Annotated in this window: 20 protein-coding genes and 1 pseudogene; 7 read left to right on the top strand and 14 right to left on the bottom strand. The window is 69.8% G+C overall.

Annotated elements, in window-relative coordinates:
- The 3 genes from AC1P0E_RS24380 (at position 1) to AC1P0E_RS24370 (ending at position 1,627) form a co-directional block, all read left to right on the top strand.
- Positions 1-414: a roadblock/LC7 domain-containing protein gene (locus tag AC1P0E_RS24380; RefSeq protein WP_037649449.1), complete on the top strand. Its 414-nt coding sequence runs from the start codon at positions 1-3 to the stop codon at positions 412-414.
- A 93-nt stretch (positions 415-507) separates the two neighbouring features.
- On the top strand, positions 508-1,065 hold the full coding sequence (locus tag AC1P0E_RS24375) for a DUF742 domain-containing protein (RefSeq protein WP_482744260.1): 558 nt from the start codon (positions 508-510) through the stop codon (positions 1,063-1,065).
- Positions 1,046-1,627, top strand: coding sequence for a GTP-binding protein (locus AC1P0E_RS24370; RefSeq protein WP_028813754.1), 582 nt, complete (start codon positions 1,046-1,048; stop codon positions 1,625-1,627). Before AC1P0E_RS24375 ends, AC1P0E_RS24370 begins: the two co-directional genes overlap by 20 nt.
- A 102-nt stretch (positions 1,628-1,729) precedes the next feature.
- Here AC1P0E_RS24370 and AC1P0E_RS24365 read toward each other — a convergent pair whose 3' ends face one another.
- The 3 genes from AC1P0E_RS24365 to AC1P0E_RS24355 all read right to left on the bottom strand — a co-directional run bounded on the left by AC1P0E_RS24365 (position 1,730) and on the right by AC1P0E_RS24355 (position 6,065).
- A complete protein-coding gene (locus AC1P0E_RS24365) occupies positions 1,730-1,924 on the bottom strand; it encodes an acyl-CoA carboxylase subunit epsilon (protein WP_482744259.1) in 195 nt (64 codons plus the stop codon).
- Positions 1,925-1,962: 38 nt separating this feature from the next.
- Entirely contained in the window at positions 1,963-3,546 is a 1,584-nt protein-coding gene (locus tag AC1P0E_RS24360) for an acyl-CoA carboxylase subunit beta (RefSeq protein ID WP_482744258.1), read from the bottom strand.
- 164 nt (positions 3,547-3,710) lie between these two features.
- Positions 3,711-6,065: a polysaccharide lyase 8 family protein gene (locus AC1P0E_RS24355; protein ID WP_482745884.1), complete on the bottom strand. Its 2,355-nt coding sequence runs from the start codon at positions 6,063-6,065 to the stop codon at positions 3,711-3,713.
- A 208-nt stretch (positions 6,066-6,273) separates the two neighbouring features.
- Between AC1P0E_RS24355 and AC1P0E_RS24350 the strand changes: the two genes are divergently transcribed.
- Positions 6,274-6,894: a YceI family protein gene (locus AC1P0E_RS24350; RefSeq protein ID WP_482744257.1), complete on the top strand. Its 621-nt coding sequence runs from the start codon at positions 6,274-6,276 to the stop codon at positions 6,892-6,894.
- 326 nt (positions 6,895-7,220) lie between these two features.
- Here the strand turns inward: AC1P0E_RS24350 and AC1P0E_RS24345 are convergent.
- The 7 genes and pseudogenes from AC1P0E_RS24345 to ureA form a co-directional block, all read right to left on the bottom strand.
- Positions 7,221-7,535: pseudogene (locus AC1P0E_RS24345) on the bottom strand (LysE family translocator); the annotation flags it as partial.
- Positions 7,536-7,608: 73 nt separating this feature from the next.
- On the bottom strand, positions 7,609-8,934 hold the full coding sequence (locus AC1P0E_RS24340; RefSeq protein WP_482744256.1) for a hypothetical protein: 1,326 nt from the start codon (positions 8,932-8,934) through the stop codon (positions 7,609-7,611).
- 107 nt (positions 8,935-9,041) lie between these two features.
- Entirely contained in the window at positions 9,042-10,643 is a 1,602-nt protein-coding gene (gene cimA / locus AC1P0E_RS24335; protein ID WP_482744255.1) for a citramalate synthase, read from the bottom strand.
- Positions 10,644-10,948: 305 nt separating this feature from the next.
- Positions 10,949-11,563, bottom strand: a complete 615-nt coding sequence (locus AC1P0E_RS24330) for a TetR/AcrR family transcriptional regulator (RefSeq protein ID WP_482744254.1) — start codon at positions 11,561-11,563, stop codon at positions 10,949-10,951.
- Positions 11,564-11,606: 43 nt separating this feature from the next.
- Entirely contained in the window at positions 11,607-12,638 is a 1,032-nt protein-coding gene (locus AC1P0E_RS24325) for an agmatine deiminase family protein (RefSeq protein WP_482744253.1), read from the bottom strand.
- A gap of 19 nt (positions 12,639-12,657) precedes the next feature.
- Positions 12,658-14,346, bottom strand: coding sequence for an urease subunit alpha (locus AC1P0E_RS24320; protein ID WP_482744252.1), 1,689 nt, complete (start codon positions 14,344-14,346; stop codon positions 12,658-12,660).
- A complete protein-coding gene (gene ureA, locus AC1P0E_RS24315; RefSeq protein ID WP_482744251.1) occupies positions 14,343-15,050 on the bottom strand; it encodes an urease subunit gamma in 708 nt (235 codons plus the stop codon). The genes AC1P0E_RS24320 and ureA overlap by 4 nt, the downstream gene beginning before the upstream one ends.
- Before the next feature lie 140 nt (positions 15,051-15,190).
- On the opposite strand from ureA, the gene AC1P0E_RS24310 reads away from it, so the two are divergent.
- Positions 15,191-16,630 (top strand): cytosine permease, encoded by a 1,440-nt coding sequence (locus tag AC1P0E_RS24310; protein WP_482744250.1) that lies wholly within the window; start codon positions 15,191-15,193, stop codon positions 16,628-16,630.
- Positions 16,631-17,047: 417 nt separating this feature from the next.
- On the opposite strand, the gene AC1P0E_RS24305 is transcribed toward AC1P0E_RS24310, so the two are convergent.
- Together AC1P0E_RS24305 and AC1P0E_RS24300 are read right to left on the bottom strand one after the other, a co-directional pair.
- Positions 17,048-18,154: a branched-chain amino acid aminotransferase gene (locus tag AC1P0E_RS24305; protein ID WP_482744249.1), complete on the bottom strand. Its 1,107-nt coding sequence runs from the start codon at positions 18,152-18,154 to the stop codon at positions 17,048-17,050.
- 224 nt (positions 18,155-18,378) lie between these two features.
- The gene (locus AC1P0E_RS24300) at positions 18,379-19,422 is read right to left on the bottom strand and encodes a 3-isopropylmalate dehydrogenase (RefSeq protein ID WP_482744248.1); all 1,044 of its coding nucleotides are present in this window, start codon (positions 19,420-19,422) and stop codon (positions 18,379-18,381) included.
- A gap of 127 nt (positions 19,423-19,549) precedes the next feature.
- On the opposite strand from AC1P0E_RS24300, the gene AC1P0E_RS24295 reads away from it, so the two are divergent.
- Positions 19,550-21,112 carry a purple acid phosphatase family protein gene (locus AC1P0E_RS24295; RefSeq protein ID WP_482744247.1) on the top strand — a complete coding sequence of 521 codons (1,563 nt, stop codon included), beginning with the start codon at positions 19,550-19,552 and terminating at the stop codon, positions 21,110-21,112.
- A gap of 8 nt (positions 21,113-21,120) precedes the next feature.
- Here AC1P0E_RS24295 and AC1P0E_RS24290 read toward each other — a convergent pair whose 3' ends face one another.
- Positions 21,121-21,246, bottom strand: a complete 126-nt coding sequence (locus AC1P0E_RS24290) for a hypothetical protein (RefSeq protein ID WP_454374385.1) — start codon at positions 21,244-21,246, stop codon at positions 21,121-21,123.
- 388 nt (positions 21,247-21,634) lie between these two features.
- Here AC1P0E_RS24290 and AC1P0E_RS24285 point away from each other — a divergent pair, with 388 nt between their 5' ends.
- Complete coding sequence (locus tag AC1P0E_RS24285; protein ID WP_482744246.1) at positions 21,635-22,858, top strand: phospholipase D-like domain-containing protein; 1,224 nt, start codon at positions 21,635-21,637, stop codon at positions 22,856-22,858.
- 58 nt (positions 22,859-22,916) lie between these two features.
- Here AC1P0E_RS24285 and AC1P0E_RS24280 read toward each other — a convergent pair whose 3' ends face one another.
- A complete protein-coding gene (locus AC1P0E_RS24280; RefSeq protein ID WP_482744245.1) occupies positions 22,917-23,480 on the bottom strand; it encodes a GNAT family N-acetyltransferase in 564 nt (187 codons plus the stop codon).
- Between the last annotated feature and the right edge of the window lie 23 nt (positions 23,481-23,503).

Genomic DNA, 23,503 nt, shown 5'->3' with positions numbered 1-23,503 from the left:
ATGAGCCAGGCGGCGCAGAATCTGAACTGGTTGATCACCAACTTCGTGGACAACACCCCCGGGGTGTCCCACACGGTGGTGGTCTCCGCGGACGGACTCCTGCTGGCCATGTCCGAAGGCTTCCCCCGGGACCGCGCCGACCAGCTGGCAGCGGTGGCCTCCGGACTGACCTCGCTGACGGCGGGTGCGTCCCGGATCTTCGAGGGCGGCGCGGTCAACCAGACCGTGGTGGAGATGGAGCGCGGCTTCCTCTTCCTCATGTCGATCTCGGACGGCTCCTCGCTGGCCGTACTCGCCCACCCGGAGGCCGACATCGGCCTCGTGGGGTACGAGATGGCTCTCCTGGTGGACCGGGCCGGCAGTGTCCTCACCCCGGACCTGCGCGCCGAGCTGCAAGGAAGTCTTCTCAACTAGCAATCAGAGAGTGCGCTTTGGTGTCCGCGGGCTTTAATGTTCGAGAACGCGGCACCAACAGCAATGTGGCGCCCGGCAGTCGGAGGAGGAAACGTGGCAACACCCCCGGACGGTTCTTCGGCCAACTGGCCTTACGGCCAGGGTCAGAATCAGGGTGATACCTCGCAGAACAGGTTCAACTTCCCCTCCGCGCCGAGCCGCGCGCAGCCGTACGAGCAGCAGCCGCCGCAGCATCGGCAGCCGCCGCAGCAGCGCGTCCAGCCGACGCAGTCGCGGCGGGCCCCCGCGCCCGCCGCCTCGCAGGCGAACCACAACCCTCTGGTCCGGCCGTACGCCATGACCGGCGGGCGCACCAGGCCGCGCTATCAGCTCGCCATCGAGGCGCTGGTCAGTACCACGGCGGACCCGTCACGTCTGCAAGGGCAGCTGCCCGAGCACCAGCGGATCTGCCACCTGTGCCGGGAGATCAAGTCGGTCGCCGAGATCTCGGCACTTCTCACCATCCCCCTCGGGGTTGCCCGGATCCTCGTCGCCGACCTGGCAGAGGCCGGACTTGTAGCCATTCACCAGCCCGGCGGCGACGAGTCCGCCGGCGGTCAGCCAGACGTGACACTGCTCGAAAGGGTGCTCAGTGGACTTCGCAAGCTCTAGCAGCGGAGCAGCCCGCTCCACAACCTCCGCGAAGATCGTGGTGGCGGGCGGCTTCGGCGTGGGCAAGACCACGTTCGTCGGAGCCGTCTCGGAGATCAACCCGCTGCGCACCGAAGCCGTCATGACGTCCGCATCGGCGGGCATCGACGACCTCACTCACACCGGAGACAAGACCACCACCACGGTGGCCATGGACTTCGGCCGTATCACCCTGGACCAGGACCTGATCCTGTACCTCTTCGGTACGCCCGGTCAGGACCGCTTCTGGTTCATGTGGGACGACCTCGTGCGCGGCGCGATCGGCGCCGTGGTCCTGGTCGACACGAGGCGGCTCGCCGACTGCTTCCCCGCCGTCGACTACTTCGAGAACAGCGGCCTGCCGTTCGTCATCGCCCTCAACGGCTTCGACGGGCACCAGCCGTACAATCCGGACGAGGTTCGTGAGGCCCTGCAGATCGGCCCCGACACCCCGATCCTCACCACCGACGCCCGCCACCGCGCGGACGCCAAGAGCGCGCTGATCACGCTGGTCGAGCACGCCCTGATGGCACGGCTCCGGTAGGAACCGGCAGTACCGGCGTACGGAGCGTACGTACGAGAAAGGCCCCCGCCACTCCGAGGAGTGGACGGGGGCCTTCGTCGTACGCGCGAAAAGCGGTGGGGCTCAGCCCTGCCAGCTGTGCGGCGCGCGGAAGCCGGGCGTGCGCTCCAGGCGGCGCCAGCCGGCCGTGGAGCGGCCGTGGTGGGCCGGGGCGTCGTCGGAACGGTTCGCGGCGCGGGCCATCAGGATCGCGGTGATCGCGGCCAGCTCCTCGGGCTCGGCGTGGCCCTTCTCGACGCGCAGCAAGGATTCGCTCATTGAGGTATCTCCGTCTCGTCTTCGTCTTCGTCGCAGGGTTACTGCGGGGGGTTGCCGTGCTTGCGCGACGGCAGGTCTGCGTGCTTGTTGCGGAGCATCGCGAGGGAGGCGATGAGCACCTCGCGGGTCTCGGCCGGGTCGATGACGTCGTCGACCAGGCCGCGCTCTGCGGCGTAGTAGGGGTGCATCAGCTCGGCCTTGTACTCCTTGACCATGCGGGCGCGCATGGCCTCGGGGTCCTCGGCATCGGCGATCTGCTTGCGGAAGATGACGTTGGCGGCGCCTTCCGCGCCCATCACCGCGATCTCGTTCGTCGGCCAGGCGTAGGTGAGGTCGGCGCCGATGGACTGGGAGTCCATGACGATGTACGCACCTCCGTAGGCCTTCCGCAGGATCAGGGAGATCCGGGGCACGGTGGCGTTGCAGTACGCGTAGAGCAGCTTGGCGCCGTGGCGGATGATCCCACCGTGCTCCTGATCGACGCCCGGCAGGAACCCGGGTACGTCCAGAAGAGTGACGATCGGGATGTTGAACGCGTCGCACATCTGCACGAAGCGCGCGGCCTTCTCGCTGGCCTCGATGTCGAGGACACCGGCCAGGGACTGCGGCTGGTTGGCGACTATGCCGACGACCTGGCCGCCGAGGCGGGCCAGCGCGCACAGGATGTTGGTGGCCCAGCGCTCGTGGATCTCCAGGAAGTCGCCGTCGTCGACGAGCTCCTCGATGACCTTGCGCATGTCGTACGGACGGTTGCCGTCGGCCGGCACCAGGTCCAGCAGCACCTCGGAACGACGGTCCGCCGGGTCCTCGGACTCGACCGTCGGCGGGTTCTCGCGGTTGTTGGACGGCAGCAGCGAGATCAGGTAGCGGACCTCGGCGATGCAGGTCTCCTCGTCGTCGTACGCGAAGTGCGCGACGCCCGAGGTCTCGGCGTGCACGTCGGCGCCGCCGAGGCCGTTCTGGGTGATCTCCTCACCGGTCACGGCGCGGACGACGTCCGGGCCCGTGATGAACATCTGCGAGGTCTCGCGGACCATGAAGACGAAGTCGGTGAGGGCGGGCGAGTACGCCGCGCCGCCCGCGCAGGGGCCGAGCATCACGCTGATCTGCGGGATGACACCGGAGGCACGGGTGTTGCGCTGGAAGATCCCGCCGTAGCCGGCGAGCGCCGAGACGCCCTCCTGGATACGGGCGCCGGCGCCGTCGTTGAGCGAGACCAGCGGGGCACCGGCCGAGATGGCCATGTCCATGATCTTGTGGATCTTGGTGGCGTGGGCCTCGCCCAGCGCGCCGCCGAAGATCCGGAAGTCGTGGGCGTAGACGAAGACCGTACGGCCCTCCACCGTGCCCCAGCCGGTGATGACACCGTCGGTGTACGGCTTCTTGGCCTCCAGGCCGAACCCGGTCGCCCGGTGCCGGCGCAGCTGCTCGACCTCCTTGAACGTACCCGGGTCGAGCAGCAGCTCGATGCGCTCACGCGCCGTCAGCTTGCCCTTGGCGTGCTGAGCCTCGGTCGCCCGGTCACTGGGGCCGCGGCGGGCCTGCTCACGCAGCGCGAGCAGCTCGGCCACCCGGCCACGGGCGTCGGTGGGCTCGCGCGGCGTCTCGTCCAAAACGGTCATGTACTGACCCTACGAAGGCGCACAAGAAAAACAGGCCGTCGACTCTGCACAGTCTCCGGCCCGTTCTCCTGTCACCACTGAACAGAACCATCCGGCCATGCAGCCTAAGTACCAGCTCAGAGCCGTCGGGGTTTGTTGGGGTCCAACAAGGAGCTATGGCGGCGTCAGCTGAGAGCCACCTCACAGCGGTGGGTCGCCCCGGCCGTTCCCGGCGTGACGCGGAGCCTCAGCGTACGGCCGGTGGACAGCACCTCGACGCCCGGGTCCTTCGAGATGACGCGGACCGTGCGGTGCTCCCAGGTGATCTCCAGAGGCCGCCCGCCGCGCGCCGGCTCGCTGATGGCGAGGGTCGCGGTGCGCCGCCTGCTGCGTACGAGCACACTCGCCGGGGCTGTCGTCGTCAGCCGCTCCACCGTGCCCGGCTGCCAGAAGTTGGCGGCCGTGACGCCGAGGGAGCGGATCGCCACGGCTTGGACGGCTCGGCTGTTGGCGAGGATGTTCAGCCAGTAGCGGTCGGCCGCGCGAGCGGCGACGGTACGCAGCGACGCTCCCGGCATCAGCAGGTAGGCGTAGTCGGCGTCCACCGGGTCGGTGCCGTGGTCGAACCAGAGGGTCTGGTAGCGGCGGGTGCGGCGCTCGGTGGTACTGGTGGTGTTGATGTCGCTCCAGGAACCGGTGCGGTCCTCGCGCAGGGTCTTCAGGCCCGCGCCGCTCCGGGCTCCGGGGAAGACCCAGCCGCCGTGGCCGTCGAGGTGGGCCCAGCGGGGAGTGGCGTGGTCGCTGTCGAGGGTGAGAAGGTCCGTACCGCCCTCGCCCAGCATGCGGTTGTCGACGATCGTCTCGGCGGGTACGCCGTCGGTGGAGGTGATGCCGGCGCCGAGGCAGACGACCGTATCGGCCACGCAGAACCACGACTTGCGGGCTTCGAGGGTGGAGCCGAGGCCCTTGAGGTGCTGGCCGACGGCGGCGAACTCGCCGTCCGTGGCGCCGCCGACCCATTTGGTGGCGGGCTTGGGGGCTCCCCATTCGCCGCCCGCCCTGTCGGCAAGTCGCTTGGTGGACACGGTGGTTCCGGGCAGGCGGTAGAAGTCGACGGTCGGCCAGAACCAGTCCGTGTACTGGTCGTTCTCCTTCTCCCCCGGCCACCAGTAGAGCATTCCGGCGCCGGTGTGCCAGCCGCGCGGGTTCTCGCCGTTGCCGCACTCGTAGTACGAGATCCGCTCCGAGGCCATCGAGATGCCGGCCGCCCAGCCGGGGCGCCGGTGCACGGCACGGTCCATGGAGGCGAAGAGTTTGTGCGCGACGGGCTCCGGGGCGGCGGGCACCGGCGACGCGGCGACGGCGTGCAGCCGGGAGAGGTCGGCGACGTTGAACTGCGGTGCGGTGAGCAGCGGCGTCGTACGGTCGCGCTCGATCCAGCCCTTGACGACGGCGGTCCAGCGCTTTCGCTCGGCCTCCGACGCGGCGGCCGCGAGCAGCGGGATGGCGGCTATGAGCCCCTGCCCGTGGAAGTGGTCGCTGCGCATGACCTTGCGGTCGTCGCTCTTGAGGTAACCGCGGCTGATGGCACGGCCGTTGACGCTGTCCATCATCAGGCCGTTGTAGATGAGGGGCGCGTAGGCGTTCTCGACCGAGTCGAGGATGATCTGGCGGTTCGGGTCGGTGACGGCCCAGGTGGAGCCCGCGAGGAGGGTGAAGAGTCTACCCAGCCCGTCGAGCATGACCTGGCCGTACGTACCGGAATAGGCGACCCAGGTGTGCTGGACGAAGGAGCCGTCGGCGTACAGGCCGTCGCCCTTGGTCACGTAAGGGAAGACGGGCGACAGCGCGTCGCGCGCGAGGGCGAGTTTCGCCGGGCTGCGGCCTATGACCCCGCGCAGTGCGACGGAGCGGCAGAGGTCGACGCGGTTGGCGCCGGTGCTCGTGCCGGAGTAGTTGGTCAGTACGGAGTCGGGGATGAAGTGGTCGACGGCGGCGCAGGCGGCCTGGCGACGGTCTTCGGTGAGGTGGTCGTGGAGGGCGGCGACGATGTCCATGAGGAGGCGGGGGCTGCCGATCTGCCACTCCCACCAGTTGCCGTAGCGGGTGGTGGAGGGGTTGTAGATCTTGGCGGAGAGGTGGTCGAGGCCCTTGATGATGTCGGCGAGCAGGCCCGCGTCGGCGGTGAGGCCCGTGCCCGGCTGGAGGTAGGCCTGGGTCATGGTCCACAGGCGGCCGTAGCTCTGGGTGATGCCGGCGGGCGGGTCGAAGGCGTGGCCGGGCCACAGGGACTTGTCGGCCGGGGCCATGGTGGCGCGGAACCCGGTGGCGAGGCGGCCGGTCTCCTTGAGGCGCGAGGCGTAGGGCTCGGCGGTGGCGTCGAATCCGGTGCCGAGGGAGAGCTCGGCCCAGCGGAGCCGGAGCGTCTCGAACTCGTCGGCGGAGCCCGCCGCTTGTGCGGAAGCGCCGTTCCCGGCGAGGGCGAAGGCGAGTGAGGTGCCGGACGTGGCGGCGAGGAAGGTACGGCGGGACCAGAGCAGCGGCACGGGGGCCTCCGGAGCGGAAGTGGTTTAGACCGGTTGCGTCGACCGCTGGTCTAGCACGGCGCTCCGGGAGCATTCAATGGTCGTGCGCGCCTTAATGGAAAGCGCTTGCCCTCCGGAACATGTTGAAACTTGAACAACAGTGCCCTACAGTGAATGTCGTTGAAGGTTAAACAACTGGTCACACATCACCCGAGGAGGAGCCATGGCTCTGTTCAACCGCAAGAACAACACCGCCCCGGTCGCCACCACCACCCTCGCGGTGGACCCGGCCCTGGCCGCCCTGACCGGCGACTACACCATCGACCCCGCGCACAGCAGCATCGGCTTCACCGTCCGCCACGCCATGGTCACCAACGTCCGCGGCAGCTTCGCCGACCACGACGGCACGCTGACCCTGAACGGCTCCAACCCGTCCCGCTCCGCCGCCGCGATCGACGTCAAGATCGCCAGCATCGACACCGGCATCGGTGACCGTGACGGCCACCTGCGCGGCGGAGACTTCTTCGACGCCGAGCAGTTCCCCGTCATGTCCTTCCGCTCCACGTCGGCGGCTCAGCACGGCGGTGACAACTACCGGATCGTGGGCGACCTGACCATCAAGGACGTCACCAAGCCGCTCGCCATCGACCTGGAGTTCAACGGCTCCGCGACCGATGTGTACGGCAACGAGCGCGTCGGCTTCGAGGGCAGCGCGGAGATCCTGCGCTCCGACTGGGGCCTGACCTGGAACGCGGCGCTGGAGACCGGCGGCGTGATGGTCAGCGACAAGGTCAAGCTGACCTTCGACATCTCCGCGATCAAGAACGCGGCCGAGCAGGCCTGACCGGCTGCCAAAAGTGGAGGTGGGCAACCTCTTGACTGGGGCGAAATCGGGAGGAAAATCCTTATTACACCAGAAAACCGGAGCGAGCCGCACAGTTGACGAAGACGTTCGTCAACCAGCGTGTTGACCCACTCGCAGGAGCTGGCCAGGCCCCCGGCAGATCCCCTCGGGCTCGGAGCCTTCAGCGACGGCTGAAGACTCGCGGGACCGGGACGGACTACCGGGGACTGCATGTGTTCAGGCCCCTCGGCGGAACCGACTGGACCTGGCCGCCCTATTCCTTGCGGCCTGTCGCGGCGACGGTGACGCCGAGGCCGATCATGGCGATCTCCCGTGATCGCGGCATGCAACGATCCGCGCTGGCGCACCGCCTTGACGCCGAGGTACACCAAGTACGCGGCGCCCGCGAACTTCAGCGCCGTGAAGACGAGCACCGAGCGCTCCACGACAGCCCCGACTCCGAGCGCCACGGCCACGACCAGCACGTACGCCCCGAGCGTGTTCCCCACGACCGTGGTCAGCGCGGCGCGGCGGCCCTGCGCCGGGGCCCGGCCGATCACGAACAGCACGCTGGGGCCGGGAATCACGATCAGCAGGAATGACATGGCCGCGGAAGCGAGCAGCCGGTCGGTAGGCACCATGAAGGCCATGTCAGCAGTGGGCCGTTCGCGCCCGCAGCCCTATTTCCGTACGCCCGTAGGCCCGTCGGAGGTCCTAGAAGCCGCCACCGCCGAAGTCGCCGCCACCGAACCCGCCTCCGCCGAAGTCGCCTCCGCCGCCGAAGTCACCCGAATTGAAGTCGCCGCCCGAGAAGTCGCCGCCCTCGTAGCCGCCGGCGCCGGCGTCGGCGTAAGCGGGGGTGGAGAGCATCGAGCCGAGCATCGTGCCCATCAGCAGGCCGGGGAGGATGCCGCCGCCGTAGTAGCCGCCGATCCACGGGGCGTACGCCGGGCCCGCCTCCCAGTACGGGCGGCGGCCGTCCGCCGTCTCGACCATGCGGGACATCGGGTCCTGGCCGTCGGCCAGCCGGGTGGCGTCTGCCGCGCAGACCGGCACCCGGCGCGTGTTGCCGTCGGCCGGGGCCCAGTCGACGTCCGCCGTGGAGGGGCCGTGGCGCGGGTCGAAGAAGCAGGGTGGGCGGCGTTCCGGCAGTGGGGCGCCTTCGCGGCGCGCGGTGAGTACGGCGAGCGAGAAGCGGCCGTTCTCCAGCGCCTCGGTGACGCCTCGGGCGTCGTCGGCCTTCGTGGCCTTCGCCATGATCGACTTGGCCTTTTCGTACGCGTCCAGGGCGCGCTCGTAGTCGGCGCGCATCGCGTCGTCCGCTCCCGGTTCGGCGGGGTGGAAGTCGAGGCGGTCCAGGGTCTCGCCGAACGCGGTGATGTCCTCGTCGACGACCACCCGCACCTTCTCCAGCGCAGCCCGCTCCTGCGCCGCCCGCCTGCGGCGATTGCGCTTCGCCACCAGGAACACACCGGAGACGCCGGCGACGAGTACCAGCCCGAAGGTCACCAGACCGACGACGGACGACGGCCCGCTCTGGGCACCTTCCCAGGTGTTGGGGGCACTGCCCCTCGCCTGTTCGAGAGCGTCGTCGACGAAGGTGTTCAGCTGGGTCGTGGCGTCAAGGCCGCCCGCCGGCTCGACGGAGGCGGTGAGGTTGGCGACCGCCTGCGGCGACATCACGCTGCGGTCGGCGCCCGCGTCGAAGGCATCACCGAGCCGGACTGCGTAGACCCCGGTGATCCCGGTCTTGGTCCGCAGGTCCGCCAGCAGACCGTCCTCGGGGAACTCCGCGTTCTGCGGCAGTACGGCGACGAAGACCGGCTTGTCCGCGTCGAGGATCTTCTGCTCCAGCGCGTCCGCCGCACGGGGCGGCAGCTGATCTCGGGCGCGCTCGTCGACGTACACCGGCCCTTGCCGCAGCGCATCGCCCGCGGCATCGAGCCCCGTGGCAGCCTGCGCGCCCGGCGCCACGGCGAGTGCGGTGGCCGCCAGCGAGAGCAGCAGCCCTGACAAGGTGGAGAACAGTCGTGTCCTCATACTTAAAAGCTACCCGAAAGGGTGCATTTTAAGACAGACGCGTTTAACGGAAGAGCGGGCGGCCCGGCGGGCCCTCGCGCGAGTCACCCGCTCCCTCGCGCCGGTGGCTACTCCGCGGGCTCGACGCCCGCCTTCAGGAGGCCGTACGTGTACGCGTCCTCCAGGGCCTGCCAGGAAGCCGCGATCACGTTCTCGCCGACGCCGACCGTGGACCAGTCGCCCTCGCCGTCGCCCGTGGTGATCAGCACGCGGGTCGTGGACTCCGTGCCGTGCTTGCCCTCCAGGATGCGGACCTTGTAGTCGACCAGTTCCAGCTTGGCGAGCTGCGGGTAGATCCGCTCCAGTCCGACGCGCAGGGCGCGGTCCAGGGCGTTGACCGGGCCGTTGCCCTCCGCCGTGGCGACGATGCGCTCACCCTTGGCCCACAGCTTCACCGTGGCCTCGTTGGCGTGGGTGCCGTCGGGGCGGTCCTCGACGATCGCGCGCCAGGACTCCGTACGGAAGTAGCTGAGGGCGTGACCCTCGGCCTCCTCGCGCAGGAGGAGCTCGAAGGAGGCGTCGGCCGCTTCGTACGTGTAGCCCTTGAGCTCGCGCTCCTTGACGCGGGCGACGACGCGGCCGACCAGCTCGCGGTCGTTGCCCAGTTCGACGCCGAGCTCCTTGCCCTTGAGCTCGATGGAGGCGCGGCCCGCCATGTCGGAGACCAGCATCCGGATGTGGTTGCCGACCAGGCCCGGGTCGATGTGCTGGTACAGGTCGGGGTCGACCTTGATCGCGGAGGCGTGCAGGCCGGCCTTGTGCGCGAAGGCGGAGACGCCGACGTACGGCTGGTGGGTGGAGGGCGTCAGGTTGACGACCTCGGCGATGGCGTGCGAGATGCGGGTCATCTCGGCGAGCGCGCCGGGCGGCAGGACCTGCTTGCCGTACTTCAGCTCCAGGGCCGCGACCACGGGGAAGAGGTTGGCGTTGCCCACGCGCTCGCCGTAGCCGTTGGCGGTGCACTGGACGTGGGTGGCGCCCGCGTCGACGGCGGCGAGCGTGTTGGCGACCGCGCAGCCCGTGTCGTCCTGGGCGTGGATGCCCAGGCGTGCGCCGGTGTCGGCGAGGACGGTGGCGACGACGGCCTGGATCTGCGCGGGGAGCATGCCGCCGTTGGTGTCGCAGAGGATCACGACGTCGGCGCCGGCCTCCGAGGCCGCCCGTACGACCGACTTGGCGTACTCGGGGTTGGCGCGGTAGCCGTCGAAGAAGTGCTCGCAGTCGACGAAGACACGGCGGCCCTGGGCGCGGAGGTAGGAGACCGTGTCGCGGACCATCGCGATGTTCTCGTCGAGCGTGGTGCGCAGGGCGAGTTCCACGTGACGGTCGTGGGACTTGGCGACCAGGGTGACCACGGGGGCGCCCGAGTCCAGGAGGGCGGCGACCTGCGGGTCGTTCTCTGCCTTGGCGCCGGGGCGGCGGGTGGCGCCGAAGGCCACGAGCTGCGCGTTCTTGAAGGTGATCTCTTTCTTCGCGCGGGCGAAGAACTCGGTGTCGCGCGGGTTGGCGCCCGGCCAGCCGCCCTCGATGAAGCCCACGCCGAAGTCGTCCAGGTGCCGGGCGATGGTCAGCTTGTCGGCGACCGTCAGATTGATGCCTTCGCGCTGGGCGCCGTCGCGCAGCGTGGTGTCGAAGACGTGAAAACTGTCGTCGGGGCCTGAAGTGGTCATGGCTTTCTGGACTCCTGTCGAGTGGAAGGACTGGCTCCACTTGCCCCCATCATCGCGCGCGCCTCGCCCCGGCCGTGATGGGGCCGGGAAACGAAAAAACCTCTCGCGGGTGCGAGAGGTCTGCGCGCGGGTCTGGGGCACGGTGGCCGCGCCGCACGTGGTGGTACGGGAGCGGTCACTGGGGACCGGCGCGCCTGCTGCCCATAATCATGGCGAACGAGAACACGAGGGCAGTTTGGCACGTTTGCGCTGCCGTGGTATTTCCGTCTCACCATGCGGGCGGACGAACCGGGGAACCCGCGGGCTCAGTGGAGCGTCTCGTCGAGGAACTCACCGATCTGGGCGAGGACCTGCGACCGCTCCGAGCCCGGCAGGCCCATCGCCACATGCGTACTGAAGCCGTCGAGCAGCGCCCGTATCCGGGTCGCGAAGCGGTCGGCGTCGACGACCGTGCGCAGTTCGGCGCGCGAGGCGCCCTCGACGAGCAGGGCCACCAGATCGCGGTGCCAGGACAGCTCGATGTCGAGGAGACGGGCCCGCGCCTCCTCGTCGACGGCGTGCGAGCGGTTCCAGAGTTCGAGCCACAGCGCCCAGTGCGGATCGCGGGGCCCCGACGGCACGTACAGGTCGACGTACGCGTCGAGGCGCTCGCGGACCGGGACCTGGCGGGCGAGCGCGGCCCTGCGGTCGATGCCGAGCTGCTCCTCGCTCCATTCGAGCGTCTGCAGGAGCAGCTCGTCCTTGCTGCGGAAGTAATAGAGCAGGTGCCCACTGCTCATCCCGACCTCACGACCGAGCCCGGCCATGGTCAGCCGCTCCAGCCCGTGCTCGGCGATGCTCGCCATGGCGGCGGCGAGCATCGTCTCGCGGGGCGGTGCTGAGTTGCGCCGACGGGACGACGGCTTGGCGGACTCGGTCATGAGGCGTAGGCGTTCACATTAAGCACCCGTATGTTCTACCCGATCAGCTGTGCGTCGCGGGCTGCTGCTGCGTAATGCAGTGGATGCCGCCGCCGCCTGCGAAGATCTCGCGGGCATCGACCAGGGTGACCGTACGGTCGGGGAAGAGGCCGCGGAAGATCTCGGCCGCCTCCTCGTCGCGCGGATCGTCGAAGGCGCACAGGACCACGCCGCCGTTGCAGAGGTAGTGGTTGATGTACGAGTAGTCGACCCAGTCGCCGTCGACCTTCACCTTGGTCGGGGCGGGCACCTCGATCACCTTGAGCGGGCGGCCCTTGGCGTCCGTCTGCGCGCGCAGCAGCTCGACGTTCGCCTTGCACGGCTCGTGGTCGGGGTGCGACGGGTCCGGCTGGGTGTGCGCGAGGACGACACCGGGGGCGGCGAACGCGGCGACGATGTCGACGTGCCCGAGGGTGCCGAAGCCGTGCGGCGGGTAGTCCGTGGTCAGGCCGCGCGGCAGCCAGATCGCCTTGGTCGTGCCGAGCTTGGCGTGGATCTCCGCCTCGACCTGCTCGCGCGTCCACTGGGGGTTGCGCTCGGGGCCGAGCTGGACGGTCTCGGTGAGCAGGACCGTGCCCTCGCCGTCGACGTGGATGCCGCCGCCCTCGTTGACGAGCGGGGAGGAGAGCGTGGGTACGCCCGTGAGATCGGCGACCATGCCAGCGATCTTCGAGTCGTGCTCCCAGGTCGCCCAGTCCTGGGCGCCCCAGCCGTTGAACACCCAGTCCACAGCGGCCAGTTCACCGGTCTCGTCGTCCTTGACGAAGGTGGGGCCGATGTCGCGCATCCAGGCGTCGTCCAGCTCACGCTCGACCAGCTCGATGTCGGGGCCGAGCAGTTCGCGGGCGCCGGCCGACTGGCCGGGGCCGCAGACCACGGTGACCGGCTCGTAGGCGCGTACGGCGCGGGCGACGCTCGCCCAGGCCTGGCGGGAGGCGGCGAGCTCCTCCTCGCTGGAGAAGGTGACGTTGGGGCCGGGCCACGCCATCCAGGTGCGCTCGTGCGGGGCCCACTCGGCGGGCATACGGAAAGCCATGGGGGGGTCCTTACTGGAATCAGAGGAAGTAGAGACGGTTGAGGGAGACGGAGTCGGCGGGTTCGGACCGGAGCGGGTCGCCGTCGAGTGTGACGAGTCCGCTGAGTCCGTCGACGCCCACCTGTCCGATACGGGAGTTCAGGCGCAGGTCGGCGGGGCCGATACCGCGCGTGCCGCGCACGGCGACGCGGCGTCGGCGCGTGGGCATCAGGTCGTTGCCCTGGTCGAGCGCGGCCTGCGCGACGAAGGCCACCGAGATGTCGGCGGGCGTCGCGCCGTACGCCCCGAACAGCGGTCCGAGGACGAGCGGCTCGCAGGTGTCGGTCGCCGCGTTGGGGTCACCGGTGACGCCGTACGCCGGGAAGCCCGACTTCAGCACCATCTGCGGCTTCGCGCCGAAGTACTGCGGCCGCCACAGCACGATGTCGGCCATCTTGCCGACCTCGATCGACCCGATCTCGTGGGCGAGACCGTGGGCGATGGCGGGGTTGATGGTCAGCTTGGCCATGTACCGCAGGACGCGCGCGTTGTCGTCGTCCGGGCCGTCGCCCTCCATCGGACCCAGCTCGGCCTTCATCTTCCCGGCCATCTGGAAGGTACGGCGCACGGTCTCGCCCGCGCGCCCCATCCCCTGCGCGTCGGACGACGTGATGCCGATCGCGCCCAGGTCGTGCAGCACGTCCTCGGCGCCCATCGTCCCGGCGCGGATCCGGTCGCGCGCCATGGCGGCGTCGCCGGGCAGGTCGGTCTTCAGGTCGTGTACGGAGACGATCATCCCGTAGTGCTCGGCGACCGCGTCCCGCCCGAAGGGAAGGGTGGGGTTGGTGGACGAGCCGATGACGTTCCGTACGCCCGCCATCTTCAGCACATTCGGGACGTGCCCGCCGCCGCAGCCCTCGATGTGGAAGGCGTGGATCGTACGGCCTTCGAGGACGGACAGGGTGTCCTCGACCGACAGGCACTCGTTCAGGCCGTCGCTGTGCAGTGCGACCTGTACGTCGTGCTCCTCGGCGACGCGCAGCGCGGTGTCCAGGGCGCGGGTGTGCGCGCCCATGTCCTCGTGGACCTTGAAGCCGGACGCGCCGCCCTCTGCGAGGGCCTCGACGAGCGGGGCCGCGTCGGAGGACGAGCCGCGCGCGAGGAAGCCGATGTTGACGGGCCAGGCGTCGAAGGCGCCGAAGGCGTGGCGCAGGGCCCACGGCGAGTTCACGCCGACGCCCCAGACGGGGCCGAACTCCTGGCCGATGATCGTGGTCACGCCGGAGGCGAGCGAGGCCTCCATGATGCGCGGCGAGAGCAGATGGACGTGGGTGTCGACAGATCCCGCCGTCGCGATCAGGCCCTCGCCCGAGACGATCGACGTACCGGTGCCGACGACGACGTCCACACCGTCGAGGGTATCCGGATTGCCGGCCCGCCCGATGGCGTGGATCCGGCCTTCCTTGATGCCGATCGACACCTTGCGGATGCCCTGCGCCACGTCGATGACCAGCACATTGCTGATCACGACGTCGCAGGTGTCGCGCACGGCGGCGGCCTTGAGGTGCAGCCCGTCGCGGGCGGTCTTGCCGAAGCCCGCCAGGAACTCCTCGCCCGGCTTCTGCGCGTCCGACTCGACGCGCACGGTCAGCCCGGAGTCGCCGAGCCTGACACGGTCCCCGGCGCGGGGGCCGTGGACGGCGGCGTACTCATGCGGATCGATGCTCATGCCTCAGCTCCTCCTTCGGGCTGTGCTCCTGCTCCCAGGTAGCCGCAGGCCGCGGCCCTGCGCAGGGCCTCTTCCTTCGCTCCGGGGGCGTCCAGCGGGCCGTCGACCAGGCCCGCGAAACCGATCGCGACCCGGCCGCCGCCGATCGGGACCAGGCCGATCTCGGCCTCGCCGCCCGCGTCGAAGCGGACGGAGGACCCGGCCGGTACGCACAGCCGCATGCCGTACGCCGCCGAGCGGTCGAAGTCGAGGCGCGGGTTGGCCTCGAAGAAGTGGAAGTGGGAGGTGACGCTGATGGGGACAGTCGCGGTGTTGCGTACGGACAGCCGCACCGCGGGCTCCGGCTCGGCGTCCGCGGGGCCGGGCAGGACCGCGCCCGGGGCGTCGTCGCCCAGCGCGCCGCCACCGATCGGGGACGAGACGACCGCGAGCCGGGACCCGTCGTCGAAGACGGCCTCCACATGCACCTCGGTCACCACATCGGCCACGCCGGGCAGCACGTCGTCGGGGCCGAGCACCGAGCGTGCCGCCTCGATCGCCTCCGCGAGCCGCCGCCCGTCGCGGGCCGCCTCACAGACCGTGTCCGCGATGAGCGCGGTCGCCTCCGGCACGTTGAGCCGCAGCCCGCGCGCCCGGCGCGCACGCGCCAGCTCGGCGGCTCCGAACAGCAGCAGCCGGTCGCGTTCCGTCGGGGTCAGTCGCACGCCGCCACACCTCCAAAAGTTTAGAACTTCACTCTAACCATGAGATTCACATGCCGGAAACATTGACGCGCCACCTTGAGTCAAGTCACATTGAGCAGCACTCAAAACTTTGTTGTCCGGCGGACCGGGAGGACCCAGCCATGCCGATAGAACAGCGCGGAGTCGACACCATCCCCGACGAGGAGCGCACCAGCGGGCCGCGCGACCTCGTCTCCATCCTTCTCGGCTCCAATCTCTGCCTGGGCGTCATCGTCTTCGGGTGGCTGCCGCCGTCCTTCGGCCTGGGCCTGTGGCCCTCGGTGACCTCGATCCTCGTCGGCACCCTGGCCGGTATCGCGGTCACCGCACCGCTCGCGCTGATCTCTCTGCGTACGGCCACCAACCTCTCCACCTCCAGCGGCGCCCAGTTCGGCGTACGCGGCAGGCTCGTCGGTTCGGTCGTCGGCCTGCTGCTCTCGCTCGGTTATACGGCGCTCACGCTGTGGATCGGCGGCGACGTGATGGTCGGGACCCTCTCCCGGCTCACCGGCCTGCCGGACGGCGGGGCCTCGCGCGCCCTGATGTACACCGTGCTCGCGGGCGCCACGGTCGTCGCGGCGGTGTACGGCTACAAGCTGCTCCTCCGCCTGAGCAAGGTGCTGTCCATCGGCATGGTCGTTCTGCTGCTCGTCGGCGTCTACGCCTACTCGGGCGACTTCACCACGGCGGCGCCGCCGGACACCCCGTACCTCCTCGGCTCGTTCTGGCCCACCTGGCTGCTTGCGGCCGTCGCCGCCGGTCTAAGCGGCCCGGTCGCCTTCATCACGCTGCTCGGTGACTACACGCGTTACATCTCGCCGCGCCGCCACAGCTCGCGCAAGGTCTTCTGGGCGACGTGTCTGGGCCTGGCGCTGGGCCTGCTGGTGCCGCAGCTGTTCGGTACGTACACGGCCCTCGCGGCGCGAGCCGGCCTCGACTACGCCGGACCGCTCGTCGAGGCCGCACCCGTCTGGTACCTGGTGCCGCTGCTCCTGGCGGCCTCGGCCGGGTCCGTCGGCAACGCCGGCCTGATGCTGTACTCGATGGGCCTCGACCTGGACGCGATCCTGCCGAAGACGACGCGTACCCGGGCCACCGTGATCGCGGCTGCCGTCGCGACGGCGTTCGTGTTCGTGGGCTCCTTCGCGTGGTCGGTCCAGTCCGCTATGACGTCCTTCGTCCTGCTCCTGACGGCGATCGGCACGCCGTGGGCGGTCATCTCCCTCATCGGGTACGTGCGCTGCGGCGGCCAGTACGACGCGGACGCCCTCCAGGTCTTCAACCGCCGCGCCAAGGGTGGCGTCTACTGGTACCGGTCGGGCTGGAACGTCCAGGCCACGGTCTCCTGGGCACTGGGCGCGGCGGTAGGCCTCGCGGCGGTCTCGACGACGGTGTACGAGGGCCCGCTGCTGGCCCTGACGGGTGGCGTGGACTGCAGCTTCATCCTGTCTGGGCTGGTGGGCGGGGCGGCGTACGCCGCGTTGACGGCGAAGGGGCGCCCGGCGGGGCGTCCTGCGGAGGCGGAGGCGGAGCCGTTGAGCGAGACGCCCATCCCCGCGTAAACGCCACCGCCGGCTGTCCTGCGGAGCTTTCCCCTACCCGCCCCTTCCCGAACTGGGGCTCCGCCCCAGACCCGGTCCTCAAGCGCCGGACGGGCTGAGTGCGCCGGGGGTTGCTGGGGCTCCGCCCCAGACCCCGCTCCTCAAACGCCGGAGGGGCTGGATGGTGCCGCTGAGCGGCACATCCAGCGCCGCCAGGCAATTCCAGCCCGTCCGGCGCTTGAGGACACGCCCGGAGGGCGTCCGGGGGCCTGGGGGCTTGCCCCCACCACGCGGCGGAGCCGCAAATGTCACAGCGGGAAGGGGCGGGTCGGGGAGAGCGCCGCAGGCAACCCGCGCCACCCGCACCGGGACGCGTGAGGCCGCGCCCGGCAGAAGGTGCCGGGCGCGGCCTCGAGTACGTACAACTACCGGCGGATGTCAGGCCAGTTCGTGGGTCCAGCCGTGGGTGTCCTCCGCCGTGCCGGTCTGGATGGCGAGCAGCGCCTTGCGCAGCTCCATCGTCACCTTGCCCGGCTGCCCGTCGGCCTGAACCCACTCCGCGCTCTCCGACTTCACCGACCCGACCGGCGTGATCGCCGCCGCCGTGCCGCACGCGAAGACCTCGGTGAGGGTGCCGTTCTCGCTGTCGCGCTTCCAGTCCTCCGTGGAGATCCGGCCCTCCGTCGACTCGTACCCGAGGTCACGCGCGAGCTGGAGCAGCGAGTCACGCGTGATGCCGGCGAGGAGCGAGCCGGTCAGCTCCGGGGTGACGATCCTGGGCTTTTGATTCGACGCAGCGCCGTACACGAAGTACAGGTTCATGCCGCCCATCTCCTCGACCCACTTGTGCTCCAGCGCGTCCAGCCAGACCACCTGGTCGCAGCCCTTCTCCGCCGCTTCGGCGAAGGCGAGCAGCGAGGCGGCGTAGTTGCCGCCCGTCTTGGCGAAGCCCATGCCGCCGGGGACGGCGCGCACGTAGTTCTCGGACAGCCAGACCGAGACCGGCTTCACACCACCGGAGAAGTACGCGCCGGCGGGCGACGCGATGACGATGAAGAGGTACTCGTTGGCCGGCTTCACACCGAGCCCGACCTCGTTGGCGATCATGAACGGGCGCAGGTACAGCGAGTCCTCGCCGCCGTGCGCCGGAACCCATGCCTTGTCCTGCTGCACCAGCGCGTCGCACGCCGCGATGAACGTCTCGACCGGCAGCTCCGGCATCGCCAGCCGCCGCGCGGAGACCTGGAAGCGCTTGGCGTTCGCGTCGGGGCGGAAGGTGGTGACCGTGCCGTCGGGCCGGCGGAATGCCTTCAGGCCCTCGAAGATCTCCTGCGCGTAGTGCAGGGTCATGTTGGCCGGGTCGATCGACAGCGGCGCGTACGGCACGAGCTGGGCGTCGTGCCAGCCACGGCCTTCGGTCCACCGGATGGTGACCATGTGGTCGGTGAAGTGGCGGCCGAATCCGGGGTTGGCCAGGATCGCCTCGCGCTCCGCGTCGGACAGCGGGTGCGAGGAGGGCTTGAGCTCGATCGTGGGCGTCGTCATGAGTGCGTGTCCTTCACCGGTTGTGTGTGGTGGACCGCGCTCACGCCTTAGTAGGACGTCCGAGCTTCCCTTCATACCGCGGCCCCACGTTCGATTATCGCCTGTGGGAGTGCGTGCATGAAACGGCGTGTAGTGCGGCCCAGGATTGATGGTCCCACCCGGCCGCGGCAAAGCACAGCCGCCGGGTGTCTGTGACCCGGCGGCTGTGGGAGGAGTCCGTCGGGTCAGCCCGCTACTCGTACCGCGAGCGCGTCGCCGATTTCGTCCGTCGTACGGACCGTGCTGCCGTCGCGCTCCGCGAGGTCGGCGGAGACCGCTTCCTCGATACGGACGGCCTCGGGCTCGAAGCCGAGGTGCCGCAGGAGGAGGGCGACGGAGAGAATCGTGGCCGTCGGGTCGGCCTTGCCCTGGCCCGCGATGTCGGGCGCGGAGCCGTGGACGGGCTCGAACATCGACGGGAAGGCGCCCGTCGGGTTGATGTTGCCGGAGGCCGCCAGGCCGATGCCGCCGGTCACGGCTGCGGCGAGGTCGGTGAGGATGTCGCCGAAGAGGTTGTCGGTGACGATGACGTCGAAGCGCTCCGGCTGCGTGACGAAGAAGATCGTCGCGGCGTCGACGTGCAGATAGTCGGTGGTGACCTCGGGGTACTCCTGGCCGACCTTGTCGAAGATGTTCTTCCACATGTGGCCGGCGTAGACGAGGACGTTGTTCTTGTGGACCAGCGTCAGCTTTTTGCGCGGGCGGGCGTTGGCCCGCTCGTACGCGTCACGGACGACGCGCTCGACGCCGTACGCCGTGTTCAGGCTGACCTCGGTCGCGACCTCGTGCTCCGTACCGGTGCGGATCGAGCCGCCGTTTCCGGTGTACGGGCCCTCGGTGCCCTCGCGCACGACGACGAAGTCGATGTCGGGGCGGCCGGCCAGCGGGGTCGCGGTGTTGGGGAACAGCTTCGACGGGCGCAGGTTGATGAAGTGGTCGAAGGCGAACCGCAGTTTGAGCAGCAGCCCGCGCTCCAGGACGCCGGACGGCACGGACGGGTCGCCGATCGCGCCGAGCAGGATGGCGTCGTGCTGCTTGAGGGAGTCGAGCTCCGCCTCCGGGAGGGTCTCTCCGGTGCGGTGCCAGCGCTGGGCGCCGAGGTCGTACTCCTTGGTCTGCAGCTTCACATCCTGCGGAAGGACGGCGTTGAGGACCTTGAGCCCTTGGGCCACGACCTCCTGGCCGATGCCGTCACCAGGGATCACTGCGAGATTGAGGCTGCGAGACATGTCGGCACCCTACTCCCGCGTCCCATCCCGTGACACCGGGCGTCCGCCATTCGGACTCGGAATCTCGACAGATTCTGTTCACCCTCAGTACTGGCCAGAGTTGGTTGTTACTGGGAAGTTTTTTCTCATGGCCGACACCCCACGCACCGGTATCCCCGAGCAGCTCGCCCGCCGCATGAGCATGCCGGAGCAGCACGAGTATCTGCGTACGAAGCTGTCGCGCAGGCGAGTGATCACCTCATCCGCCGCCACGGTGGGCGGAACGGCCCTGCTGGGCGGCGCGAGTCCGGCGTACTCGGCCGCGCCCGCTGTCAGTACGCCCACTCCCCGCGTCGACGGGTCGCTCGTCGCGCCCTTCGGCCGCCACCTCGCCTTCGGCGCCGACCCGAAGACGCAGATGCGGATCTCCTGGCAGGTGCCTTTCGCGGTCAAGCGCCCGTACGTACGGATCGGTCTTCAGCCGTGGGAGCTGAGCCGGAAGATCGAGGCGGAGGTGCGCGATCTGCACACGCCGTCGCTGTCGCGCAAGCAGCCCGCGGTCGACCAGTTCTATCTGCATGTGGGGCTCGACGGGCTGAGGCCCGGGACGACGTACTACTACGGCGTCGGGCACGACGGCTTCGACCCGGCCGCCGCCTCACGCCTGTCGACCATCGGCTCGTTCCGTACGGCGCCCGAGCGGCCGGAGACCTTCGTCTTCACGGCCTTCGGGGACCAGGGGGTCAGCTACGACGCCCTCGCCAACGACCAGTTGATCCTCGGCCAGAACCCGTCCTTCCACCTCCACGCGGGCGACATCTGCTACGCGGACAGCAGCGGGCAGGGCAGGGAGTCGGACACCTACGACGCACGCGTGTGGGACCAGTTCCTGGCGCAGACCGAGAGCGTGGCCTCGCGGGTTCCGTGGATGGTGACGACCGGCAATCACGACATGGAGGCCTGGTACTCCCCCAACGGTTACGGCGGCCAGTCCGCGCGCTGGTCGCTGCCGGCGAACGGGCCCGACGCGACGAACGCCCCGGGCATCTACTCCTTCACGTACGGCAATGTCGGCGTCGTGGCACTGGACGCGAACGACGTGTCGTACGAGATACCCGCCAACAAGGGCTACACGGACGGCGCCCAGAGCGCCTGGCTCGACAAGCGGCTCGGCGGGCTGCGGCGGCAGGCCGGCATCGATTTCATCGTGGCCTTCTTCCACCACTGCGTGTACTCGACGTCCACGCACGCCTCGGACGGCGGGGTGCGCGACGCGTGGCTGGCGCTCTTCACCAAGCACCAGGTCGACCTGGTGATCAACGGGCACAACCATGTGTACGAGCGGACCGACGCCATCAAGGGCGGCGAGGTCGGCAAGCCGGTGCCGGTCGGGGCCTCGACCGACCCCACGCGGGACGGGATCGTGTACGTCACGGCGGGCGGCGCGGGCAAGGACCTGTACGGCTTCGGGCTCGGCGTGAAGGACAGCTACGAGGGCAACGTCCACGACCACGACCACATCGTGACCTTCCACTGGACGAAGCTGCGGCTCCCGGACCCGGACACGGTGGAGTGGTCGCGGGTGCGCTACACCGGCTTCTCGTTCCTCGCGGTGGAGGCCGAGACCGGTGCGTCGCCGAAGCTGAAGGTCTCCGCGCTCGCCGAATCGGGCGAGCGCGTCGACTACTTCGAGATCCAGCGCGGCCGGTGAACGGCAGCTCAGTGGCCGGTCGCGCCGCCGTTGTCGCGGCGGTCCAGAGCGCGCTGGAGGGCGGCGGCCGCCTGCTTGCGGTCGGTGTCGTTCGAACGGGGGGTGTGGCGCACGCGGCGCGCGGTCTCGGCCATGATGATCGACTCCTTGAGATCAGATGATTTCAGGGCGCCGGAATGGGCGGGGAGCAGGTGCCGCAGGGGTTACCTGCATGGGGCACGGGCTCGCGACCGCCGTTCGCTGATGGAGCGAGACGTTCGGCTTCTTCCAAGCTAAGCGAGGCCGGACTGTCTGTCTCCACAATTACTCGGACTTCCTACTATCTGAGACGCGATCTCTAGCAGGTCGTTGTAGGGACGCCGTCAAGGACCTCCTCGAAGCGTCCGCCCCCCGCCGTGCTGCGGCCCCCTTGCCAGGCGACCGGGCGCGGACCGCGGGGGTACAGTCTGCACGCTGCGCTGCCCGCGCCGGACCGGGCACCGCGGCCCCGTCCCCTCTCTTGCGTGCCGGCCCGGTGACTCCATGACCAGTACGCAGGATCTTCCCGAGCTGGCCCCCGACGCCCCCACAGCGCGGGCGTCGGCATCCGCCGAGGACCGCATCGCCCGAATACGGCGCCGCCTGGAGCGGCTGATAGGCATCGCGGCGACCGAGGGCAACGCGCTCGTTCCCCTGCGCAACGGGGATGAGATCTTCGCCGCCATGCTGGCCGGTATCGGGTCCGCCGAGCACACGGTGGACATGATGACGTTCGTGTACTGGAAGGGCGACATCGCCCGCCGGTTCGCCGAGGCGCTGGCCGAGCGGGCCCGCGCCGGGGTACGGGTACGACTGCTGCTGGACGGGTTCGGCAGCCGGCTGATCGAGACGGAGCAGCTGGACGCGATGGAGCGGGCCGGGGTGCAGGTGGCGTGGTTCCGCAAGCCGCTGTATCTCTCGCCGTTCAAGCAGAATCACCGCTGCCACCGCAAGGTCCTCGTCGTCGACGAGGAGACCGCGTTCACGGGCGGTGTGGGGATCGCCGAGGAGTGGTGCGGCGACGCGCGCGACGAGCACGAGTGGCGTGACACGCACGTCGAAGTGCGGGGGCCCGCGGTGGACGGCATCGCCGCGGCGTTCGCGCAGAACTGGGCGGAGTGCCACGACGAACTTTTCGACGACCGGGACCGCTTCGTCGAGCACCGCCCGCATGGCGATTCGGTAGTGCAGGTGGTGCGCGGCTCGGCCAGTTTCGGCTGGCAGGACATGCAGACCCTGATGCGGGTGATGCTGGAGTCGGCCGAGGAACGCTTCCGGCTGTCCACGGCCTACTTCTCGCCGGACGCCTACTTCGTCGAGCTGCTCTGCGCCACGGCGCGGCGCGGGGTGGAGGTGGAGATCGTGCTGCCGGGCCCGCACACCGACAAGCGGGTGTGCCGGCTGGCCGGACAGCACTTCTACGAGGAACTCACCGCCTGCGGCGTGAAGATCTTCCAGTACCAGCCGACGATGATGCACGCGAAGGTGATCACCGTCGACCACGTGGCATCGCTGATCGGCTCGACGAACTTCAACCGGCGCTCGCTCGACCACGACGAGGAGGTCATGCTCGCCGTCCTGGACCAGGAGTTCACGGCCACGCTGGACGCGCATTTCGACGAGGACGTGGCGGTGAGTGAACAGATCCGGGCGGGCCGGTGGAAGAGACGCTCTCTCGCCCAGCGAGCCCGCGAAGTGGCCGTCCTGCCCATCCGCCGGTTCCTGTGACCCCGCCGCCCGCGCACCTCGCTCACGAGAACACGTCCCCGCACGAGAACACGGCCCCCTAGAGCACGTCGCCACCGCGCCAGTCGAAGAACAGGGCGTCGGACGCGTCGGGAAGCCCGGTCGCGGCGGCCCGCAGGTACGTCGAGCCCTCCTCGTCGGGCAGCGGTACGACGCCGTCCGGGCCCAGCGCCCCGATCCGCCCGGGCCACACCACCCACCCCCGCCCGGCGTAGAGCGCCGCCCCGTCGTCCGACGCCGACAGCGCGCCGAGGACGTACGCCCGGTCGATCACCCGCTCCAGGGCCTCCATCACCAGGCCCCCGAGCCCCTCGCGCCGGCGGTCCGGGCGCACGGCCACGCCCTCGACGTAACCGACGCGCAGCGACCGGCCGCGGTGTAAGACCCGGCGCTGGATGACGCTCCCGTGGGCGGCGAGGCCGCGCTCGTCCTGGACGAAGGCGTGTATGCCGCCGACGGTGTGGTCCCAGTCGTCCTCGCCGAAGTCGCCGTCGAAGGCGGCGTCCAGGAGGGCGCGGATCTCGTGGAGCGCGGCAGGCGCGAGATCGGCGGTGTGGGCGGTACGGACGAGGTCGGCATGCTTGCGGCGCATCGGCTCATTCATGCACCGAACTCTCCCAGGCCCCG

The sequence above is a fragment of the Streptomyces sp. TRD_SC_5 genome (assembly GCF_056836825.1).
The sequence above is the reverse complement of the archived record's forward strand: the minus strand, read 5'-3'. Positions and strand labels throughout refer to the sequence as shown.

Excerpts from the sequence above, each read along its gene's own strand:
- AC1P0E_RS24380 (WP_037649449.1), top strand. The coding sequence starts at position 1 with ATGAGCCAGGCGGCGCAGAATCTGAACTGGTTGATCACCAACTTCGTG.
- AC1P0E_RS24365 (WP_482744259.1), bottom strand. The coding sequence starts at position 1,924 with ATGAGCGAATCCTTGCTGCGCGTCGAGAAGGGCCACGCCGAGCCCGAG.
- AC1P0E_RS24360 (WP_482744258.1), bottom strand. The coding sequence starts at position 3,546 with ATGACCGTTTTGGACGAGACGCCGCGCGAGCCCACCGACGCCCGTGGC.
- AC1P0E_RS24350 (WP_482744257.1), top strand. The coding sequence starts at position 6,274 with ATGGCTCTGTTCAACCGCAAGAACAACACCGCCCCGGTCGCCACCACC.
- AC1P0E_RS24340 (WP_482744256.1), bottom strand. The coding sequence starts at position 8,934 with ATGAGGACACGACTGTTCTCCACCTTGTCAGGGCTGCTGCTCTCGCTG.
- cimA (WP_482744255.1), bottom strand. The coding sequence starts at position 10,643 with ATGACCACTTCAGGCCCCGACGACAGTTTTCACGTCTTCGACACCACG.
- AC1P0E_RS24330 (WP_482744254.1), bottom strand. The coding sequence starts at position 11,563 with ATGACCGAGTCCGCCAAGCCGTCGTCCCGTCGGCGCAACTCAGCACCG.
- AC1P0E_RS24325 (WP_482744253.1), bottom strand. The coding sequence starts at position 12,638 with ATGGCTTTCCGTATGCCCGCCGAGTGGGCCCCGCACGAGCGCACCTGG.
- AC1P0E_RS24320 (WP_482744252.1), bottom strand. The coding sequence starts at position 14,346 with ATGAGCATCGATCCGCATGAGTACGCCGCCGTCCACGGCCCCCGCGCC.
- AC1P0E_RS24310 (WP_482744250.1), top strand. The coding sequence starts at position 15,191 with ATGCCGATAGAACAGCGCGGAGTCGACACCATCCCCGACGAGGAGCGC.
- AC1P0E_RS24305 (WP_482744249.1), bottom strand. The coding sequence starts at position 18,154 with ATGACGACGCCCACGATCGAGCTCAAGCCCTCCTCGCACCCGCTGTCC.
- AC1P0E_RS24300 (WP_482744248.1), bottom strand. The coding sequence starts at position 19,422 with ATGTCTCGCAGCCTCAATCTCGCAGTGATCCCTGGTGACGGCATCGGC.
- AC1P0E_RS24295 (WP_482744247.1), top strand. The coding sequence starts at position 19,550 with ATGGCCGACACCCCACGCACCGGTATCCCCGAGCAGCTCGCCCGCCGC.
- AC1P0E_RS24290 (WP_454374385.1), bottom strand. The coding sequence starts at position 21,246 with ATGGCCGAGACCGCGCGCCGCGTGCGCCACACCCCCCGTTCGAACGAC.
- AC1P0E_RS24285 (WP_482744246.1), top strand. The coding sequence starts at position 21,635 with ATGACCAGTACGCAGGATCTTCCCGAGCTGGCCCCCGACGCCCCCACA.
- AC1P0E_RS24280 (WP_482744245.1), bottom strand. The coding sequence starts at position 23,480 with ATGAATGAGCCGATGCGCCGCAAGCATGCCGACCTCGTCCGTACCGCC.